Source organism: Pseudomonas sp. 18-147 (assembly GCF_051048045.1).
Lineage (GTDB): Bacteria > Pseudomonadota > Gammaproteobacteria > Pseudomonadales > Pseudomonadaceae > Pseudomonas > Pseudomonas aeruginosa.
Genome location: NZ_CP182296.1, coordinates 1,994,731 through 2,012,993 on the forward strand (window position 1 = coordinate 1,994,731; position 18,263 = coordinate 2,012,993).

19 protein-coding genes and 2 tRNA genes are annotated in these 18,263 nt (G+C 65.9%); 10 read left to right on the plus strand and 11 right to left on the minus strand.

Features of this window, described 5'->3' with window-relative positions:
* Positions 1-93: 93 nt before the first annotated feature.
* From ACM0M4_RS09615 to ACM0M4_RS09630, 4 genes are all read left to right on the plus strand, one after another.
* A tRNA-Val gene (locus ACM0M4_RS09615) sits at positions 94-169 on the plus strand.
* 16 nt (positions 170-185) lie between these two features.
* Positions 186-262, plus strand: a tRNA-Asp gene (locus tag ACM0M4_RS09620).
* A gap of 256 nt (positions 263-518) precedes the next feature.
* Positions 519-1,280 carry an FKBP-type peptidyl-prolyl cis-trans isomerase gene (locus tag ACM0M4_RS09625; RefSeq protein WP_003091600.1) on the plus strand — a complete coding sequence of 254 codons (762 nt, stop codon included), beginning with the start codon at positions 519-521 and terminating at the stop codon, positions 1,278-1,280.
* A gap of 369 nt (positions 1,281-1,649) precedes the next feature.
* Entirely contained in the window at positions 1,650-2,081 is a 432-nt protein-coding gene (locus tag ACM0M4_RS09630; protein ID WP_003091599.1) for a YkvA family protein, read from the plus strand.
* On the opposite strand, the gene ACM0M4_RS09635 is transcribed toward ACM0M4_RS09630, so the two are convergent.
* A complete protein-coding gene (locus tag ACM0M4_RS09635) occupies positions 2,069-2,815 on the minus strand; it encodes a substrate-binding periplasmic protein (protein ID WP_003091598.1) in 747 nt (248 codons plus the stop codon). The genes ACM0M4_RS09630 and ACM0M4_RS09635 overlap by 13 nt on opposite strands.
* Positions 2,816-2,918: 103 nt before the next feature.
* On the opposite strand from ACM0M4_RS09635, the gene ACM0M4_RS09640 reads away from it, so the two are divergent.
* Genes ACM0M4_RS09640 through ACM0M4_RS09650 form a run of 3 tightly spaced genes read left to right on the plus strand, consistent with a single transcriptional unit; the run spans position 2,919 to position 4,067 of the window.
* A complete protein-coding gene (locus tag ACM0M4_RS09640) occupies positions 2,919-3,230 on the plus strand; it encodes a helix-turn-helix domain-containing protein (RefSeq protein ID WP_003114792.1) in 312 nt (103 codons plus the stop codon).
* A 2-nt stretch (positions 3,231-3,232) separates the two neighbouring features.
* Positions 3,233-3,598 (plus strand): hypothetical protein, encoded by a 366-nt coding sequence (locus ACM0M4_RS09645; protein WP_003114793.1) that lies wholly within the window; start codon positions 3,233-3,235, stop codon positions 3,596-3,598.
* Entirely contained in the window at positions 3,588-4,067 is a 480-nt protein-coding gene (locus tag ACM0M4_RS09650; RefSeq protein WP_003091595.1) for a tetratricopeptide repeat protein, read from the plus strand. Before ACM0M4_RS09645 ends, ACM0M4_RS09650 begins: the two co-directional genes overlap by 11 nt.
* Before the next feature lie 13 nt (positions 4,068-4,080).
* Here ACM0M4_RS09650 and ACM0M4_RS09655 read toward each other — a convergent pair whose 3' ends face one another.
* Complete coding sequence (locus tag ACM0M4_RS09655) at positions 4,081-5,829, minus strand: bifunctional diguanylate cyclase/phosphodiesterase (protein WP_034011643.1); 1,749 nt, start codon at positions 5,827-5,829, stop codon at positions 4,081-4,083.
* A 95-nt stretch (positions 5,830-5,924) separates the two neighbouring features.
* Positions 5,925-8,021, minus strand: coding sequence for a carboxy terminal-processing peptidase (locus ACM0M4_RS09660; RefSeq protein ID WP_221345532.1), 2,097 nt, complete (start codon positions 8,019-8,021; stop codon positions 5,925-5,927).
* Positions 8,022-8,150: 129 nt separating this feature from the next.
* Here ACM0M4_RS09660 and ACM0M4_RS09665 point away from each other — a divergent pair, with 129 nt between their 5' ends.
* Positions 8,151-9,113, plus strand: coding sequence for an NAD(P)H-quinone oxidoreductase (locus ACM0M4_RS09665; RefSeq protein WP_003091592.1), 963 nt, complete (start codon positions 8,151-8,153; stop codon positions 9,111-9,113).
* Between the two features lie 60 nt (positions 9,114-9,173).
* Here the strand turns inward: ACM0M4_RS09665 and ACM0M4_RS09670 are convergent, their stop codons facing one another.
* Genes ACM0M4_RS09670 through ACM0M4_RS09695 form a run of 6 tightly spaced genes read right to left on the minus strand, consistent with a single transcriptional unit; the run spans position 9,174 to position 14,364 of the window.
* A complete protein-coding gene (locus ACM0M4_RS09670; protein WP_134568645.1) occupies positions 9,174-9,791 on the minus strand; it encodes an HAD family hydrolase in 618 nt (205 codons plus the stop codon).
* Between the two features lie 32 nt (positions 9,792-9,823).
* Positions 9,824-10,819 carry an ABC transporter ATP-binding protein gene (locus ACM0M4_RS09675; RefSeq protein ID WP_003109170.1) on the minus strand — a complete coding sequence of 332 codons (996 nt, stop codon included), beginning with the start codon at positions 10,817-10,819 and terminating at the stop codon, positions 9,824-9,826.
* 2 nt (positions 10,820-10,821) lie between these two features.
* A complete protein-coding gene (locus ACM0M4_RS09680) occupies positions 10,822-11,619 on the minus strand; it encodes an ABC transporter permease (RefSeq protein WP_003091589.1) in 798 nt (265 codons plus the stop codon).
* Entirely contained in the window at positions 11,606-12,445 is an 840-nt protein-coding gene (locus ACM0M4_RS09685; RefSeq protein ID WP_016263228.1) for an ABC transporter permease, read from the minus strand. The genes ACM0M4_RS09680 and ACM0M4_RS09685 overlap by 14 nt, the downstream gene beginning before the upstream one ends.
* Positions 12,442-13,251 carry an alkaline phosphatase family protein gene (locus ACM0M4_RS09690; protein ID WP_003114798.1) on the minus strand — a complete coding sequence of 270 codons (810 nt, stop codon included), beginning with the start codon at positions 13,249-13,251 and terminating at the stop codon, positions 12,442-12,444. Before ACM0M4_RS09690 ends, ACM0M4_RS09685 begins: the two co-directional genes overlap by 4 nt.
* A 54-nt stretch (positions 13,252-13,305) precedes the next feature.
* A complete protein-coding gene (locus ACM0M4_RS09695; RefSeq protein ID WP_023089360.1) occupies positions 13,306-14,364 on the minus strand; it encodes an ABC transporter substrate-binding protein in 1,059 nt (352 codons plus the stop codon).
* 363 nt (positions 14,365-14,727) lie between these two features.
* Here ACM0M4_RS09695 and ACM0M4_RS09700 point away from each other — a divergent pair, with 363 nt between their 5' ends.
* Both ACM0M4_RS09700 and ACM0M4_RS09705 read left to right on the plus strand, forming a co-directional pair.
* Complete coding sequence (locus ACM0M4_RS09700; protein WP_003122232.1) at positions 14,728-15,444, plus strand: UTRA domain-containing protein; 717 nt, start codon at positions 14,728-14,730, stop codon at positions 15,442-15,444.
* Positions 15,445-15,509: 65 nt separating this feature from the next.
* Complete coding sequence (locus ACM0M4_RS09705; protein WP_003122233.1) at positions 15,510-16,061, plus strand: GNAT family N-acetyltransferase; 552 nt, start codon at positions 15,510-15,512, stop codon at positions 16,059-16,061.
* A 42-nt stretch (positions 16,062-16,103) separates the two neighbouring features.
* Here the strand turns inward: ACM0M4_RS09705 and ACM0M4_RS09710 are convergent, their stop codons facing one another.
* Positions 16,104-17,393 carry a M18 family aminopeptidase gene (locus ACM0M4_RS09710; protein ID WP_034016914.1) on the minus strand — a complete coding sequence of 430 codons (1,290 nt, stop codon included), beginning with the start codon at positions 17,391-17,393 and terminating at the stop codon, positions 16,104-16,106.
* Between the two features lie 168 nt (positions 17,394-17,561).
* Positions 17,562-18,197, minus strand: coding sequence for an RluA family pseudouridine synthase (locus tag ACM0M4_RS09715; RefSeq protein ID WP_003114801.1), 636 nt, complete (start codon positions 18,195-18,197; stop codon positions 17,562-17,564).
* Positions 18,198-18,263 lie beyond the last annotated feature (66 nt).

Sequence of the window (18,263 nt, forward strand, 5' to 3'; positions counted from 1 at the left end):
GCTAACTCCTTGGAACGGCAGAAAATTTTTTTCATCGAGGGGCTTGCCAGGGGGCGAATCGCTCCGTAGAATGCGCCCCACTTCGAGAGTGAAGGGTGATTAGCTCAGCTGGGAGAGCATCTGCCTTACAAGCAGAGGGTCGGCGGTTCGATCCCGTCATCACCCACCAATCTCGCAAGTTACGCGCAGCGGTAGTTCAGTCGGTTAGAATACCGGCCTGTCACGCCGGGGGTCGCGGGTTCGAGTCCCGTCCGCTGCGCCATTTCCTTCCTTCGCTGTATCTCTTGCGCTTCCTTCCCGCTTCATAATTCGACGTTTTTCGACGCTTCCTTTCCGCTGTTCTTCTGTCCTCGTTCCACGCGTTCGTTCTGCTATCTCCTTCATTTTTCGGAAAGTTCGGCCTTGAACTTATCCGCGCGCACCTGTTCCTATTGCCCATAGCCACTGGTCGCGACAGCCTGCTAAGCTCGCGGCTTCATCGAATATGCCCGAGCGGCGAACAGATTAAAGGACTCAGCATGAAACAACATCGGTTGGCAGCAGCGATCGCACTGGTCGGTCTGGTTCTCTCCGGCTGCGATTCGCAGACCAACGTTGAGTTGAAGACCCCGGCGCAGAAAGCTTCCTATGGTATCGGCCTGAACATGGGCAAGAGCCTGTCCCAGGAAGGCATGGACGACCTGGATTCGAAAGCCGTCGCCAAGGGCATCGAAGACGCCCTCGGCAAGAAGAAGCAGCAGCTCACCGATGAAGAGCTGACCGAAGCCTTCGCCTTCCTGCAGAAACGTGCCGAGGAGCGGATGGCCGCCATCGGCGACGAAAACGCCAAGGCCGGCAAGAAATTCCTCGAGGAAAACGGCAAGCGCGACGGCGTGACCACCACCGCTTCCGGCCTCCAGTACGAAATCGTGAAGAAGGCCGATGGCCCGCAACCGAAGGCCACCGACGTGGTGACCGTCCACTACGAAGGCCGCCTGACCGATGGCACCGTCTTCGACAGCTCCATCGAGCGCGGCAGCCCGATCGACCTGCCGGTCAGCGGCGTGATCCCGGGTTGGGTCGAAGCCCTGCAACTGATGCACGTCGGCGAGAAGATCAAGCTGTACATCCCCAGCGAGCTGGCCTACGGCGCGCAGAGCCCGAGCCCGGCGATCCCGGCCAACTCGGTACTGGTCTTCGACATGGAACTGCTCGGCATCAAGGATCCGTCCAAGCCGGACGCGGAGCCCGAGGCCGGTGCCGCAGCGCAGCCCGAAGCCAAGGCGGACGCGAAGAAGTAATTCTTCCGCCGCGATGCATGAAACGCCCCGTCCATGACGGGGCGTTTTCATTTGCGGATTCGGCTGAACCCAGGCGCTGCCGCGAGGGTCTGAAAACAGGTCGAGGGCACGGCCGGTGTTACCCTTATGCACACATTTGTCGCACGTCGACCCGACCTACGGTATTGACCTCGGGTTGTCCGTTGCGCTAGGTCAAACCCTTGATTTTCAATGCTTTTAGAGCATTGTCTAAAAAGTGTCCGATCTGTCGGAAAGCCTGTAGCGACGGGCTTCTCGCCGACGGAAGGGGGGGCTGTTCACAAGGTTATCCACAGTATGCGTGGATAACCCGGAGAGCCTCGGCGGCAAGCGCTTGAGCGAGGTGGAAGGATGGATGCACCACGAGGATTCAGTCGTTACCTGGGGATCGCGGAACGTTTCCTGGCCCGTGGCCGGGTGCCCGCCTTGTTGATTGCGGTAGCACGCAAGCGCTCGCGCCTGAAGCTGGTGAAGAGCGACCTGCGCCTGCTGCAGGAACTGCTGGTGGCCTGGGTTCGCGGCGAATACCGCGGACTCAGCCGCCAGGCGTTGCTCTCGGTGATCGCGGCGCTGGCCTATTTCCTTTCGCCGGTGGATATCGTCCCCGACTTCATCTTCGGTGTCGGCTTGCTCGACGATCTCGCCGTCCTGGCCTGGGTAGTGCGTCGCTGGCAGTCCGAGCTGGATGCCTTCAAGGTCTGGCGCGACGCCCAGGCCGTCGAGACGCAGCAGGCGCTGCGAGAGCTGCCGGCTCCCAGGGCGGAGCGCGTTCAGGGTTCCTGAGGGGTTCGCAGGCTGTTTTCCAGCAGGCGCTCGATGCTGCCGTCCCTGACCATCTCGTCGAGCACCCGGTCCATACTTTCGACGGGGACCGGCAGTTGTCCGCCATAGATGCAGTGCATCCGATAGCTCTGCAGTACCAGCGGACTGACGCTCAGGCCCAGCTCGGGATGCTGGCGCGTCAGGTAGAGCAGCGGGCGGCGCATGTCCACTGCGGCGTCCAGGCGCGAACGCTTGAGCATCTGCACGCGACTGGCCAGGTCGCGGGTATCTTCGCGGCGAATTTCCCCGGCAGCGAAGGCCTGCATGAGATCGTCCGCGTAGACATAGCCTAGACTTGTACCCAGGGTCTTGCCGCGCAGCTCGGCGAAGTCGCGGATCGCCGGACGGTCGTCGCGCTGCAGCAGGACGTCCTGCTCTTCGAAGAGGGCGGGAGACCAATGGTAGCGTTCGGGTTTGCTATCCCATCCGGGGTTGGAGTTGCAGATCACGTGAATATGTCCGCTGGCCATGAAGCCGTCGATCCTTCGGTTCGGCGTTTCCACGAAACGCAGCGACAATCCCAGCCGCTGCGCGACCCGCTCCCCCAACTGGCGGGTGAAGCCGCCTTGCAGCTGGTGATCGACGATGTCCACATAGGGCATGCCGTCGGCGGGGCTGAAGCCCCAGCGCAGCTCGCCGGCGAAGGCCTGTCCGACTCCCAGCAGGATGCACAAACCAAGACTTCTCCGGCGCACCCGTGGGCTCCTCCACCAGGCAGACTGTGTGACCAGGGCAGCAGTATAGCCAGTCCGCAGCGGCGCGGTGCCTGATAAGATGGCGGCTTGCAAGGAGACCGACATGAATGTCCAAGTGATCACGCGAGACGGCGAGGCGGAATACGCGGTGTTGCCCTGGGCCGAATACCAGGCGTTGCTGGCCGCCGCTGGTCGCCCGGCCGCCAGTGTCGCGGTGGAGACGACCGCGCCGGCGCCGCCTTCCGCGAGTCTGCTGGAGCGCCGCGAGGCGCGCGGCCTGAGCCTGGAACAGGTGGCCCGGGAGGTCGGTATCAGTCCTTCCTACATGGCGATGATCGAACGCGGCGAACGCGAGGCCAGCGAGGCCATCCTGTTCGCCCTGGAGCGTGTGCTGGGCAAAGCGACGGGGGCCTGACCTTGAGTGTGCTGATCAGCCGTAAACACTGGGATAGCCTGCTGCTGGAAATCGAGGATGCGCGTCGCCAGCGTCATCTGCTCACCTACCGGGCGCTGATCGAGCGCCTGCAGCTGCCGACTCCGGCGATGACCACCCTCACTGCGGCTCTCGAGCACCTGGCATCGCTGGATGCGCGCTCGGGGCGTCCGTTGCGCAGTTCGCTGGTCATCAGCCAGGGCGCAAGCCGCTTGCCACGCACCGGTTTCTTCGAGTGCGTGGAGCGCCTCGGGCGTTTTTCCGGTCCGCCGGACGGCCCGGCCGCGGCTGGCTGGCATGCGGCGGAAGTGGTCCGTGTCTTCGAATTCGAGTATCCCGATGAACTCTGAATGGATCTGGCGCCTGCGCGCCCGCCTCGGTTACGGCGTGGCCCGGCAGTTGCTGGGCTGGCCCTGGCTGGTCAAGCAGCCGCGAGCCTGGCAGTGGATGCAGGGGCAGTTCTCGCGCATGGCCAACCTCGGACACCGTGACGCCCAGGCGTTCTACGGTCACCTGCTGCTGTTCCGTGGACAGGGCTTCGGCGCGCGCGAGGAGGGACTGCGCCTGCTGCGCCTGGCTGCCAGCGCGGGTGATGGGAAAGCGGCCTACCAGCTCGGCGTGCAGGCGCTCAAGGGCGACAGCCGGCAAGCGCCCGACGCGCTGGCAGCCAGCCGCCACTGGGCGCAAGCGGCAGAGGCGGGCCACCCGCTGGCGGCGCGCAAGCTGGCGGAACTCTACCGCGATGGAGGCCCGGGCCTGGCGCCGGACAGCGAGCGCGCCGAGCACTATGCGCAACGGGCGTCCGCGCTCGGTCTCTAGCTGAACGAACGGTTCAGGCGGCCTCGATCAGGTGCAGGCTGTAGCCTGGCACCGCCTTGGCCTGGCGCTTGGCCTCGGAGGCCAGCGTCGCCAGGTGCGCGGCATCCATTCCCTGGCAGGCTTCGGCCGGTAGATGCACCACGCCGACGGATAATGACAGCAGCGGGTACTCCTCGCGCTGGCCATGGCGGTTGTGCGCAACGAAACAGCCGGCTTCCAGGTGCTCGCGGCTGTAGAAGCGCTGGCATTGGCTCTGGAAGGTTTCCAGCAACCGGTCGATCCGTGTGCGCCAGTCCTCGGGGCCGAGCACCAGCATGAAGTCGTCGCCGCCGATGTGGCCGACGAAGTCGCTGCCCGGGTCGATCCGTTCGCTCAGGCACTGTGCCAGGCACAGCAGGACCTCGTCGCCGCGGGCGTAGCCGTAGAGATCGTTGAAGGGTTTGAAGCTGTCGATGTCGATGTAGCAGATCACCGCCTCGCGCCTTTGTTGCAGCAGGCGTTCGAGGCATTGCTGGATCGGCACGTTGCCGGGAAGCAAGGTGAGCGGATTGGCGTGTCGCGCCTGCTGGAGCTTTTCCTCGGTGATCAGCCTGAGCACGTCGATCACCCGGCCCATGCCCGCATAGTGCCCGCCGCGGGTGACGATGAAATCTTCCTCGATACGCTGGCGTGCGCGGCTGGTCAGCAGGCGGCTGACCTGCTGCAGGGTCTGGCCGAGTTCCACGGCGAGAAAATCGTCGCTCATCAGGCGGCTGATCGGCTTGCGCAGGAACAGGTCGCAGGCGAAGGGCCGGAGCAAGGCGTCGGTGAGCGCGTGGCGATGGACGATGCCGATGGGACGCCCCTCTTCGTCGAGGATCGCCAGGGAGTTCAGGTTGGCCTGGCGGCGGAAGATTTCCACCACTTCCTGGGTCGAGGTGCGAACGTCGACCGCGCGCTGTTCCAGCAGCAGCGCACGCAGGTCGCCGTGCTCGTCGCTGGAAGACTGGCTGGGGGCGCCAGCGCTGGGCAGCATCTGTTGTACGTCGCTCGCCGGGTGTTCCTGCGGGCGGCCGAACAGATAGCCTTGCACCAGGTCGACCCCCATCTCGCTAAGCACCGCCAGTTCCTCGGGCAGTTCGATGCCTTCGGCGATGACCTGGGCGCGAGAGGCTCGGGCCATCTTCAGGATGGAGCCGACGAACTCGCGTTTCACGGTGTCCAGGTGGATGCCGTCGACGAAGTGGCGGTCGATCTTCACGTAGTCCGGACGCAGTTCCGACCACAGGCGCAGGCTGGAGTAGCCAGCGCCGAGGTCGTCGAGGGCGATGGAGAAGCCCATGGCGCGATAGTGGTGCAGCGCGGTGTCGAGCAGGTCGAAGTCGTCGATGGGGGTCTGTTCGGTCAGTTCGATCACCACCCGGTTCGGCGAGATCCCCAGCTGTTGCAGCAATTGCAGGGTGCGGCCGGGCGGATGGCCGGCTTCGAGGAGGGACTCCGGAGAGACGTTGAGGAACAGCATGGCGTCGCCCTGGATGTCGCGGAAGCGGCTGAAGGCGCGTTGTCGGCAGAGCAGTTCCAGTTCGCTCAGCCGTCCGCATTGGCGGGCCACGGCGAACAACGCCAGGGGCGAGTGCAGCGGGCTGTTGGACGGACCGCGGGTTAGCGCTTCGTAGCCGACCAGACGCCGTTCGGAAAGCGAGAGGATGGGCTGGAACAGGCAGTGCAGGTCGCCGTGGGCCAGGATGCTGTCCAGGGCGCTCAACTGCTCGGTGACGGTCATGGAACGCTCTCGTCGCAATGAAAAAGGGCCGGTTGTGCAACCGGCCCCGTATTTCACGACAGTCCCATGACTGTTTTATGACGCTCCCGCTGAACTCAGTGCTTGGCCACCGCCGAGTTGAGGTTCAGGTAGTCCAGCAGGATGTGCCCGGACTCGGTGAGGTAGGCGTCGTCCTGCGGCTTGGTCTTGTCGTCCTCTTCCGGCAGGGCGTTCTCGTCCTCGCGCTTGAGTTCCTTCAGCGGCTCCTGGCCCTTGGACTTGCGCAGGGCGTTCTCCATGGCCAACTGGCGGTTCTCGATGCTGGTCTGCTGGGCGCGGCGCTTGGCCTCGTTCAGGCTGACGGTCTTCTCCTTCATCAGCTCCTGGGCCAGCGCCAGGCGCTCGCGGGCGTAGACGAAGTCGGCGTTGTTCTCGGTGCGCGCGTCGTGCTGGGCCTTGAGTTGCGCGAGGAACGGCTTGAACGGGTTGGCCTCGTCCTTCACCACCGGGCGGATGGTGTCCCAGGGCATCGAGTCGGGCAGGGCGCTTTCGCCGATTTCCTTGTCGTCGACGATGGACGGGTAGCTGATGTCCGGGATCACGCCCTGGTGCTGGGTGCTCTGCCCGGAGACTCGGTAGAACTTCGCCAGGGTCAGCTTCAGTTCGCCGTGGTTGAGCGGCTGGATGGTCTGCACGGTGCCCTTGCCGAAGGTCTGTCCACCGAGGATCAGCGCGCGGTGGTAGTCCTGCATGGCGCCGGCGAAGATCTCCGAGGCGGAGGCCGAGAGACGGTTGACCAGCACCGCCAGCGGGCCGGTATAGAAGGCCTTGCCTTCGTCGTCGTTGAGCACGTCGACGCGGCCGTCGCTGTTGCGCACCAGCACGGTCGGGCCCTGGTCGATGAACAGGCCGGTCAGCTCGGTGGCTTCCTGCAGGGAGCCGCCGCCGTTGTTGCGCAGGTCGAGGACGATGCCGTCGACCTTGTCCTTCTGCAATTCGGCGACCAGCTTCTTCACGTCGCGGGTGGTGCTCTTGTAGTTCGGGTCGCCGGCGCGGTAGGCCTTGAAGTCCAGGTAGAAGGCCGGCAGGTCGATCACGCCGAGCTTGTAGCTGCGGCCTTCGTGGTCGACCTTGATGATGGATTTCTTCGCCGCCTGGTCCTCCAGCTTCACCGCCTCGCGGGTGATGGCGACGATCTTGCTGGTCTGGTCGTTCGGCGCGTTGCTCGCCGGAATCACTTCCAGGCGTACCTGGGAGCCTTTCGGCCCACGGATCAGCTTGACCACTTCATCCAGGCGCCAGCCGACCACGTCGACCATTTCGCCCTTGCCCTGGGCGACGCCGATGATCTTGTCGGAGGTGGCGATCTGCTTGCTCTTCGCCGCCGGGCCGGCCGGCACCAGGCGTACGACCTTGACGTAGTCGTTGTCGCTCTGCAGCACCGCGCCGATGCCTTCCAGCGAGAGGCTCATGTTGATGTCGAAGTTTTCCGCGTTGTCCGGCGACAGGTACTGGGTGTGCGGATCGTAGGACTGGGCGAAGGCGTTGATGTAGGCCTGGAAGATGTCTTCGCTGCGGGTCTGCTTCAGGCGCGACAGCTGGTTCTTGTAGCGCTTGGTGAGCTGTTCCTGGATCGCCTTGTCGTCCTTGCCGGTGATCTTCAGGCGCAGGACCTCGTCCTTCACCTTCTTGCGCCAGAGGTCGTCGAGCTCTGCGGTGTCCTTCGCCCAGGGGGCCTTCTCGCGGTCGATCAGCAGGCTCTCGTCGACGCTGAAGTCGATCTTGTCGACGCCCTTGTCGAGCATCGCCAGGGCGTAGTCGAGACGGCCTTTCAGGCGGTCGAGGTAACGCTTGTAGATGACGAAGCCGGGATCGAGATCGCCGCTCTTGAGGAAGTCGTCGAACCTGTTGCGCCAGCGATCGAACTCGGCGATGTCGCCGGCGGTGAAGTACATCCGCGCCGGATCGAGCATCTTCAGGTAGCTGTCGTAGATCTTGGCCGAGCGTTCATCGTTCAGCGGCGGCTTGTTGTAGTGGTGCCGCTTGAGCAGCTCCACCACGTTGAGGCTGGCGATGACCTGCTCGCGGTCCGGCTGCAGGCTGTCCCAGGAATTCTGGGCGCTGCCGACGGAGACGGCGGTCGAGGCGAACAGCGGCAGCGAACTGGCGCCGAGGAGGAGCAACAGGGCGGTACGGGGCAGAAAACGCTTCATGCTGATTCGACTGATCGCGGAGTAATGACGCATATTAGGCCTTATTAGCCGGCGCCGGGTTCCCTTGGCGCAATGCAAAAAGCCCGACTCTGGGTGATCGGGCCGTGACAACCCCACTATGGAGGCAGCGTGAACGCATTGCAAGGTATCGAAGGTCGTGTCGAGTGGTCGGAAATCGCCGCCCCGTCCTGCGGTCAGGGCGAAATCCGCATCCGCGTGGCGGCCGCCGGACTCAACCGCGCCGACCTGTTGCAGAAGGCCGGCCTCTACCCGCCGCCACCCGGCGCCAGCCCGGCGCTGGGGCTCGAGTGTGCGGGTGTGGTCAGCGAGGTGGGCGCGGGCAGCACCTGGCAGGTCGGCGACCGGGTCTGCGCGCTGCTCGCCGGCGGCGGCATGGCCGAGGAAGTGGTGGTGGACGCGCGCCACGTACTGCCGGTCCCGGCAGGGCTGAGCCTGGCGGAGGCGGCGGGGATTCCGGAGGTCTACGCCACGGCCTGGCTGAACCTGTTCCAACTGGCGGCGTTGCAGCCCGGCGAGAAAGTGCTGCTGCACGCCGGCGCCAGCGGCGTCGGTTCGGCCGGCATCCAACTGTGCAAGGCGTTCGGCAACCCCTGCTGGGTCAGCGTCGGTTCTGCCGAACGCCTGGCCTACTGCGAATCCCTGGGCGCCGCCGGTGGCGCGCTGCGCAAGCAGAGCCTGGAATCGCTGCGCGATTTCGCCCCGTTCGACGTGATCCTCGACCCGGTCGGTGCCCGCTATGCCGGGTTGAACCTGGAGCTGCTGCGGAGCGACGGGCGCTGGGTGATCATCGGCCTGATGGGCGGCCGCGAGGCGCAACTGGACCTGGCACAACTGCTAGGCAAGCGTATCCAGTTGACCGGCTCGACCCTGCGTACCCGCGATACCGAGTTCAAGGCGCAGTTGATCGCCGAGCTGGGGTTGAAGGTCTGGCCATTGTTCTCCGCCGGGAAACTCCGTGCGCAGCTGGAGCGAACCTTCCCGATCGGCGACGCCGAGGCGGCGTTCGAGGCGTTGGCGAGCAACCAGGTGCAGGGCAAGGTCGTGCTGGTGGTGGACCCGTCGCTGGCCTGAAGAGCCGCTTCGGCGACGCGATGGAAAGCGCGATCCGCTCGCGCTTTCGCAGCGAGCCTGTCAGCGCCAGGCGTTGACCGGCCAGCCCATTTCCTTGGCGTAGGCGAGCAGGGTCGGGTCCGGATTGACCGTATTCGGATGGCCGACCAGCTTCAGCAGCGGCAGGTCGTTGCGCGAATCCGAGTAGAACCAGGCGTCGGCCAGTTGGCGATCGTCTCCTTCCAGCAGGTCGAGCAGACGCAATACCTTGCCTTCGCGATAGGTGAGGGTGCCGAGGGTGCGGCCGGTGTAGTGTCCGTCGAGCACTTCGAGATCGATGGCGAGGACTTCGTCGACGCCGATCCGCGCCGCGATCGGCTTGACCAGGTGCACCCCGGATGCGGAGACGATCAGCACCCGGTCGTTGGCGCTGCGGTGGCGCGCCAGGCAGGCGCAGGCGTCGCTGTAGATCAGCGGCTCGATGACCTCCTCGACGTAGGCTTCCACTTCCCGCTCGACTTCCTCGACGCTGCGACCGATCAGCGGTTGCAGGGTGTAGTCCATGTACAGGTCCATGGACAGCTTGCCCTCGGCGTACTGCTCCATCAGTTCGGCGTCGCGGCGGACGAAGGATTCGTCGACCCAGCCGAGACTCGCCATGCGCTGGCTCCACAGGCTGGAGCAGTCGCCGTGGATCATGGTCTCGTCCAGGTCGAAGATCACCAGGCTCATCAAGCTACCTCTCGAATACTGTTGCGATCGATGACCAGCGTCAGCTGACTGCCGGCCGGATACAGGCGGTCTGCGCTGCGGTTGAGGACGTCGACGGTGAGTTCCACCCCGGCGGCCTCGACGCGGTAACGGATCACGTTGCCGAGCAGACTGTGCGAGCGTACCAGCGCCGGCACGCCTTCGCTCGGTTCGTTGCCCAGGCGCAGGGATTCCGGGCGGATCGCCACCTGTTGCGCGCAGGGCTGGCCGAGCAGGCGGCTGGCCTGTTCGGCGTCGAGCAGGTTGTAGTTGCCGATGAAGCCGGCGGCGAAGGCGTTTTCCGGCGCGGTGTAGAGGGTCTCCGCGTCGCCGCTCTGGACGATGCGTCCGGCGTTCATCAGGACGATGCGGTCGGACAGGGTCAGCGCTTCTTCCTGATCATGGGTGACGAACACCGTGGTCAGCCCCAGCTCCTGCTGGATGCGGCGGATCTGTTCGCGCAGGTGCTTGCGGATGCGCGCGTCGAGGGCCGACAGCGGCTCGTCGAGCAGCAGCAGGCGCGGGCGCGTCACCAGCGAGCGGGCCAGCGCCACCCGCTGGCACTGGCCGCCGGAGAGCTGGTGCGGGTAGCGTGCGGCGTACTCGCCCAGTTCCACCAGTTCGATGGCTTCGGCGACCCGCTGCTTCAGTTCCGCCGCCGGCACCTTCTGCATGCGCAGGCCGAAGGCGACGTTCTGTTGCACGGTCATGTTGGGGAACAGCGCGTAGCTCTGGAACACCATGGCGATCCCGCGCTTCTGCGGCGGCAAAGGCACCACATCCTCGCCGTCGATGAGGATGCGCCCGCTGTCGACCTCGGTCAGCCCGGCGATGCAACGCAGCAGGGTGGACTTGCCGCAGCCGCTGGGGCCGAGCAGGGTGACGAACTCGCCGCGGGCGGCGGCGAAGTCGATATCGCGGAAGATGCTGGTGGCACCGTAGCTCTTGTCGAGCTGTTCGACGCTGACGAACGACATGATCAGGCCTTGTCCTTGTTCAGTCGGTTGGCCGCCCAGGTCAGGACCAGGACGAACACGAAGTAGGAGACCACCACTGCGCTGGTGTAGTGGCCGCTGCTGTTGCGCATGTTGTTGAGGAACACCTGCAGGGTCTCGTAGCGGGTACCGACCAGCAGGTTGGCGAAGACGAATTCGCCGATGAGGAAGGAGAACGACAGCAGCAGGGCCACCATCACGCCCTTGCGCAGGTTCGGCAGCACGACCAGCAGCGCCGCCTTCCAGGTGCTGGCGCCGAGCAGGTGGGCGGCGTCCATCAGGTCGCGCAGGTTGATCGCCTGCAGGTTGTTGGTGATCGCCCGGTACATGAACGGCAGGGCGATGGTGAAGTAGCAGCCGACCAGCACCCAGGGCGTGCCGATCATTTCCAGCGGCCCGCTGGCATAGAGTTGCAGCAGGCCCACCGAGGAGACGATCGGCGGCACCGCGAAGGGCAGCAGGATGAGCACGTTCATCACGCCGTCCAGGCGCGGGAAGTGGTAGTGGATGACGAACATCAGCGGCAGGATCAGCAACACGCTGAACGCCAGGGCGCCGAAGCAGACCAGCAGCGAGCGGGCGAAGGCCAGCAGGAAGCGCTGGTCGCTCCACAGCGTCAGGTACCACTTCAGGGTCAGGCCGTCCGGCAGCAGGGTCGCCGACCACTGGGTGGCCAGCGAGTAGAGCAGGGTCGCCGCCAGCGGCAGGACCAGGATCAGGAACAGCGCGCAGACCACCAGGCGATGGTAGAGCGCGGCAGGACGTCGATCAGCGCGCGACATGGTAGCTCCTGCGCAGCAGCCATTGGTGGACCAGGGTGATCAGGGTCATCAGGCCGACCAGCACCATGGCCAGCGCGCTGGCCATGTTCGGGTCGGGGAACACGTCGCCGGCGACCAGCGCGCCGATGCGGATCGGGATCACGTTGAAGTTGCCGGTGGTCAGCGAGTACACCGTGGCGTAGGCGCCGAGGGCATTGGCCAGGAGGATGACGAAGGTGCCCAGCAGTGCCGGGGTCAGCACCGGGATGCCGATGTGTCGCCAATACTGCCAGCCGTTGGCGCCGAGCAGCGCGGCGGACTCGCGCCAGTCCTCGCGCAGGGCGTCGAAGGCCGGGTAGAGCAGCATCACCCCGAGGGGGATCTGGAAATAGGTGTAGAGGATTATCAGGCCGGTCTTCGAGTAGAGATTGAAGTCGTCGATCCAGCCGGCCTGCTTGAGCAACAGGGTCAGCGCGCCGTTGAAGCCGAGCAGGATGATGAAGGCGAACGCCAGCGGTACCCCGGCGAAGTTGCTGGTCATGTTGGAGAAGGCCATGACGAAGTCGCGCAGGCGGCTGTCGACGTGGCGCAGCGAATGGCTGCCGAGCACCGCGATGAGCAGGCCGAGCAGGCTCGACCAGCCGGCGATCTCCAGGCTATGGTGGATCGCCTGGCGGTAGAAGGGCGAGCCGAACAGCTCGAGGTAGTTGGCCAGGCTCCAGGCATCGCTGGCCTTCAGGCTGTTCAGCGCGACCCAGGCCAGCGGCGCTATCTGGAAAATCACGAAGAACGCCGCGAAGGGCAGCAGGAACAGCAGCGCCAGCCATTTGCCGGAGAGTCGTTTCATGGGGCGAGCAGCTCCCGGCAGACGGGTTTGTCGTGGGCGGCGCCGAGGATTTCGCAGAGCGTGCCGCAGAGGTCGGTCTGCAGCGGTTGCGCCAGGTCGTCGCGGCTGAAGGCGTCGCCGAAGACGAACAGCGGCACCTCGCGCTCCTCCTCGAGGATGCCGCCGTGGCTGCGGTCCTCGTTCATTCCGTGATCGGCGGTGATCGCCACCTGGTAGCCGGCCGCCAGCCACTGGTGCAGGTATTCCGACAGCAGTGCGTCGGCGCGCCGCGCGGCGTTGCGGTAGGCGGGGCTGGCGAGGCCGTGCCTGTGCCCGGCGTCGTCGATGTTCATCGAGTGGACCAGCATGAAGTTCGGTGCGTGCCGGCGGCGCAGGCTTTCCGCGTCGGCGAACAGGTGCGAGTCCGGATAGTGGTCGCTCCAGTAGAAGTGTCCGCGCTGGATCGGCAGTGCGCTGTCGTCGGTGTGGCGGTCGCGGGCCGGGTCGAACGGCGCGCGGTTGTACAGTTCGCTGACCCAGTGGTAGGCCGCTGCCGCGGTACTCAGGCCGGCCGCGCGGGCGTAGTGGAACAGGCTCTGTTCCTGGCTCAGGCGGACCACGTCGTTGTGCAGGATGCCGCTATCGATCGGCGGCACTCCGGTGAGGATGCATTCGTAGAGCGGCCGGGACAGCGAAGGCAACTCGCATTCCAGGCGGTACGACTGGCCGCGGCCGGCGCCGCAGAGGGCCTGGAGATGCCCCATGCAGTCGCGGGCGACGCTGTGGTTGAGGCCGTCCAGCAGGACGAGGATGACGTCGTGGCGCATTCGGGGTATCCGTCGATGCGGGGCGGCCGCCGGGGAGGGCGGCCGCGCTCCGCGTCACTGCATGTTGATGATCACCGCTTCCTGCCACTGCCGCGGCAGGCGCTTGGAGGTTTCCTCCCAGGCCTTGGCGTCCTTGATCGGCTGGGCCTTGGCGTACTGCTCGTTGGGCAGCAGTTGGGCCTTCACGTCGTCCGGCAGGGGCAGGCTCTCGGCGCGGATCGGTCGCGCGTTGCCCTTGGCCAGGTTGATCTGTCCGGCGTCGCTGAAGATGTACTCGCGGGCGAGCTTGGCGGCGTTCGGGTGCTTGGCGTACTTGTTGATGATGGTGGTGTAGCCGGAGATCACCGAGCCGTCCGAGGGGATCAGAACCTCGAAGCGCTCCGGGTCGATCTGCTGGCGGTAGCTGAGGCCGTTGAAGTCCCAGACGATGCCGACTTCGACCTCGCCCTTTTCCAGGGTGGCGATCACCGGGTTGGTCAGCGACAGGCGGCCCTGCTTGGCGATCTTGCCGAAGAACTCCAGGCCCGGCTTGATGTTCTTCTCGTCGCCGCCGTTGGCGATGGCCGCGGCGAGCACCCCATTGACCGCCTGGGCGGCAGCGCTGACGTCGCCGATGGTGACCTTGTACTTGCCCTGCAGCAGGTCGGCCCAGCTGTGCGGTACGTCCTTCACCAGTTGTTTGTTGACGATGAAGGCGATGGTCCCGGTGTAGGCGAGTGCCCAGTGGCCGTCCTGGTCCTTGGCCCAGGCCGGGATCTGTTCCCAGGTGCTCGGCTTGTACGGCTGGCTGACGCCCTGCTGCACGGCGATGGGGCCGAAGGCGGCGCCGACGTCGCCGATGTCGGCGCTGGCGTTGTCCTTCTCGGCCTTGAACTTGGCCAGCTCCTGGGCCGAACTCATGTCGGTATCCATGTGCTTGAGCCCATACTTGCTCTCAAGGTCCTTCCAGGTGTCCTTCCAGTTCGCCCAGCTGTCGGGCATGCCGACGCTGTTGACCTGGCCTTCCTTGCGCGCGGCCTGTTCCAGCGCCTGCAGGTCCGCTTCGGCGGCCAACGCCAGGCCGCTGCCGAGGGCGATGGCGGTTCCCAGCAATGAAGCAAGCATGCGTTTCATTCGGTGCTCCTTCGTTCGAGAGGTTCGGTCGGGCAGCCTCGGGAGTTCTCGACGCTCCTTCGGGCGGGACTGCCGCGGGTGTGGTCTAGATCAGCAAGACCCAGGCCAATCTAGAGCCGCTGGATGACGGTTTCATGTCAGCTAGCCGCGCCTGGCATCGCCGCGGCTTGCATCCGCAGAAGCGTAGACCATGCTTAAGCCCTCGATTCCATGGGCGCCGGGCGCCTCCGGGAAGACCGTTGTCTTGTACCTGTCACGTCCCGGTCATCTGGGTTTCCTAGCATCGGACGAGCCGGAGGCACAGGGCGGGCCGGCGGAAATGCCCCTTGTTGGGGCTGGACTAGACCAATAAGGAAGCTGTCGATGCGTGACGAAGCGCTACCCACCGTAACGGCGATCTGCCGGGCGCTCAGCGAGCAGATCGGCCATGGTCTGCTGCCGGCGGGTGGCAAGCTGCCGGCCGAGCGCAAGCTCAGCGAGCTGTTCGCGACGACCCGGATCACCCTGCGCGAGGCGCTGATCCAACTGGAGTCGCAGGGCCTGATCTACCGCGAGGAGCGCCGCGGCTGGTTCGTCTCCCCCGAGCGGCTGGCCTACAACCCGCTGGTCCGCAGTCACTTCCATGCGATGGTCAGCGAACAGGGCCGGGTGCCGGCGACCGAGGTTCTGTCGGCCCGGCAGATGCCGGCGAGCGCGGCGGTCTGCGAGCTGCTGGAGCTGCCGGCGCTGTCCAGCGTTTACCAGATCCGCCGGGCGCGGCGGGTGGACGGGCGGCTGGTGCTGTATGTCGAGCACTACCTGAACGCGCAGTACTTCCCCGGGATCCTCGGCCACGACCTGACCCGCTCGCTGACCGAACTCTATGCCAGCGAGTACGGCATCCACTATGGGCGGGTGCGTTTCGACATGGTGCCCACGGCACTGCATGCCGAGGCTGCGGCGCCGCTGAAGGTGGCGGTGGGCAGCCCGGCCCTGCGTATCAGCCGGATCAACCGCGACCAGCGTGATCGGCTGATCGACTGCGACCTGGAGTTCTGGCGCCACGACGCCATCCATATCAGCGTCGAGGTACCGCAGTAACGCCACGCGTCGACGACCTGCGGCACCTTCTGCGAGGATGGGGCTCCGGGAAAAGGAGCCCTCGCATGTTCATACTGCCGATTTCGTCCGACCTGCACCTGGAGCTGCTCGACCAGCCGCGCGCGGAGGAGCTGTTCCGCCTGGTGCGTGCCAACAGCGAGCACCTGGCGCCCTGGATGCCGTGGGTGCCGCTGACGCAAAGCGTGGACGATACCCGCCGTTTCATTGGCGAAGGCCAGCGGTTGTGGGCGGAGCGCAGGAGCTGCCGCTGCGGGATCGTAGAATCCGGATGCCTGGTCGGCGTCATCGACCTGCACGACTTCACCGAGGACAGTCGCAGCGCCAGCATCGGCTACTGGCTGGCGGCGTCCGCGCAAGGGCGCGGGCTGCTGGCCAGCGCGCTGGGGAAGACGATCGAGCTGGGTTTCCTTGGCTACGACCGGCAGCGCCTGGTGATCCGCTGTTCCACCGAGAACCTGCGCAGCCAGCGCGCCGCCGAGCGCCAGGGCTTCCGGCGCGACGGAGTGATCCGGGCCAACGAGATCATCGCCGGGCGTGCCCACGACCATGCGATCTACACGCTGTTGCGCAGCGAATGGCACGCTGCGCACGCCTGAGTGGCCCCGGGCGAATGCCCGGGGCGTGAGCGCGCCTGGCGCTCAGGGCAGCTCGCTGCTGGCGTAGAAGGCGCCGAGCACCTTGACCAGGTGCGCCAGGTCATGGCTACCGGCCAGCTCGCGAATCGAGTGCATGGCGAAGGTCGGCAGGCCTATGTCGACGGTGCGCACGCCGACCTGGCTGGCGGTGATCGGGCCGATGGTCGAGCCGCATCCCATGTCGCTGCGGGTCACGAAGCTCTGCACCGGCACTTCGCTGTCCTGGCAGAGGTGGCGGAAGAAGCCGGCGGTTTCGCTGTTGGTGGCATAGCGCTGGTTGCTGTTGATCTTGATCACCGGACCGCCGTTCAGCGCCGGGCCATGGTTGGCGTCGTGCTTGTCGGCGTAGTTCGGGTGTACGCCATGGGCGTTGTCGGCCGAGACCAGCAGCGAGCGCTGGATCGCCCGGCTGAAGGCGTCGCCTTCCGGCAGCAGGCGGCGCAGTACCTGTTCGAGGAACGGACCGTCGGCGCCGCAATGCGAACAGGAACCGACTTCCTCGTGGTCGGTGCAGACCAGGATGCAGTTCTCGTCGCCTTCGGCGTTGAGCAGGGCTTCCAGGCCGGCGTAGCAGGACAGCAGGTTGTCCAGGCGCGCCCCGGCGATGAACTCGTCGTTGAGACCTACCACCGCGGCGGACTGGGTGTCGTAGAACGACAGCTCGTAGTCCAGTACCACGTCGGCGGTGATGCCGTGCTCGCGCAGCAGCTGTTCGTCGAGCAGCAGGCGGAAGTCGGCGGCCTCGCCCGGCGCCAGCTGGGCGATGATCGGCGGCAGTTCGTTCTGCGCGTTGATCGGCCAACCCTCGTTGGCGGCGCGGTTGAGATGGATGGCCAGGTTGGGGATTACCGCGATGGCCTTGCGGAAGTCGACCAGGCGGCTTTCCAGCTTGCCATTGGCGCGGAAGGTGACGCGCCCGGCCAGCGACAGGTCACGGTCGAACCAGGGGGCGAAGAGGGCGCCGCCATAGACTTCGACGCCGAGCTGGAGGAAGCCGTTGCGAGCGATCTCCGGGTTCGGCTTGACCCGTAGGCAGGGGCTGTCGGTGTGCGCGCCGACCAGGCGGAAGCCGCTTTCCAGGGGCGAGCGACGGCCCAGGCGGATGGCGATCAGCGACGAGTCGTTACGGGTCACGTAGTAGCGGCCGCCGGTTTCGGTGTGCCAGGCGTCGCGCTCGTCGAGGCGGCGGTAGCCGGCGGCTTCCAGGCGGCGGGCGAGGCTGGCGGTGGCATGGAAAGGCGTGGGCGAGGCCTTGAGGAAATCGATCAGGCCCTGGTTGAGTTCTGCGCGCATAGTGGCTCCGGACGGCAATCCATGCAGTCTATCGTATTGTCCGACGGGGTTCAGGTCGTTGGCGGCGGGGCCGGCCAGAAAAAGCGGAAGCTGGTCGTTGTATGGCAAGACGGGGTACCGGAAATCGGCGGGCGGCGTCCCGGCGGGCCGGGACGCGGCGGGGAAGGCTCAGAACGGCGCCGGCGACTCGAAGCGCAGGCGTTCGCCGCTCTGCGGATGGGTCAGGCACAGCAGGCTGGCGTGCAGGCACAGGCGTTCGTGGGCGGCGAGGGCTTCGGGGTTGGCGTAGAGGCGGTCGCCGAGCAGCGGATGGCCGATGGAGAGCATGTGCACGCGCAACTGGTGCGAACGGCCGGTGATCGGCGTCAGCTCGACCCTGCTCCAGCGTTCATGACGCTCGATCACACGCCAGAAGGTCAGGGCGTGGCGGCCGTGCTCGAAGTCCACCACGTGACGCGGCTTGGTCGGCGGGTCGTAGCGCAGCGGCAGTTCGATGCGCCCGCTGTCCAGTTCCGGCAGGCCCCAGCAAAGGGCGGTATAGGCTTTCTCGGTCTCGCGGTCGTGGAACTGGCGGGACAGCTCGCGGTGGCTGTCGGCGTCGCGGGCGAGCACCATCAGGCCGGAGGTTTCCCAGTCCAGGCGGTGGACGATGCGGGCCTCGGGATAGCCGTTTTCCTGCAGGCGGGTGACCAGGCAGTCCTTGTTGTCATCGGCGCGGCCGGGCACCGACAGCAGCAGGGTGGGCTTGTCGACCACCAGCAGGGCGTCATCCTGGTGAACGATTCGGATCTGGGACAGCGGCATAGCGAACGGGCTCATCGCCGGGAGGCGGCAGGGAGCCTGGCGGGCAGGCTCGGTGAAACGACTGCG

Coding starts and splice junctions, on each gene's coding strand:
- ACM0M4_RS09700 (WP_003122232.1), top strand. CDS start 14,728: ATGCGTGACGAAGCGCTACCCACCGTAACGGCGATCTGCCGGGCGCTC.
- ACM0M4_RS09655 (WP_034011643.1), bottom strand. CDS start 5,829: ATGACCGTCACCGAGCAGTTGAGCGCCCTGGACAGCATCCTGGCCCAC.
- ACM0M4_RS09670 (WP_134568645.1), bottom strand. CDS start 9,791: ATGATCCACGGCGACTGCTCCAGCCTGTGGAGCCAGCGCATGGCGAGT.
- ACM0M4_RS09675 (WP_003109170.1), bottom strand. CDS start 10,819: ATGTCGTTCGTCAGCGTCGAACAGCTCGACAAGAGCTACGGTGCCACC.
- ACM0M4_RS09625 (WP_003091600.1), top strand. CDS start 519: ATGAAACAACATCGGTTGGCAGCAGCGATCGCACTGGTCGGTCTGGTT.
- ACM0M4_RS09695 (WP_023089360.1), bottom strand. CDS start 14,364: ATGAAACGCATGCTTGCTTCATTGCTGGGAACCGCCATCGCCCTCGGC.
- ACM0M4_RS09685 (WP_016263228.1), bottom strand. CDS start 12,445: ATGAAACGACTCTCCGGCAAATGGCTGGCGCTGCTGTTCCTGCTGCCC.
- ACM0M4_RS09640 (WP_003114792.1), top strand. CDS start 2,919: ATGAATGTCCAAGTGATCACGCGAGACGGCGAGGCGGAATACGCGGTG.
- ACM0M4_RS09680 (WP_003091589.1), bottom strand. CDS start 11,619: ATGTCGCGCGCTGATCGACGTCCTGCCGCGCTCTACCATCGCCTGGTG.
- ACM0M4_RS09690 (WP_003114798.1), bottom strand. CDS start 13,251: ATGCGCCACGACGTCATCCTCGTCCTGCTGGACGGCCTCAACCACAGC.
- ACM0M4_RS09630 (WP_003091599.1), top strand. CDS start 1,650: ATGGATGCACCACGAGGATTCAGTCGTTACCTGGGGATCGCGGAACGT.
- ACM0M4_RS09660 (WP_221345532.1), bottom strand. CDS start 8,021: ATGAAGCGTTTTCTGCCCCGTACCGCCCTGTTGCTCCTCCTCGGCGCC.
- ACM0M4_RS09715 (WP_003114801.1), bottom strand. CDS start 18,197: ATGCCGCTGTCCCAGATCCGAATCGTTCACCAGGATGACGCCCTGCTG.
- ACM0M4_RS09710 (WP_034016914.1), bottom strand. CDS start 17,393: ATGCGCGCAGAACTCAACCAGGGCCTGATCGATTTCCTCAAGGCCTCG.
- ACM0M4_RS09650 (WP_003091595.1), top strand. CDS start 3,588: ATGAACTCTGAATGGATCTGGCGCCTGCGCGCCCGCCTCGGTTACGGC.
- ACM0M4_RS09705 (WP_003122233.1), top strand. CDS start 15,510: ATGTTCATACTGCCGATTTCGTCCGACCTGCACCTGGAGCTGCTCGAC.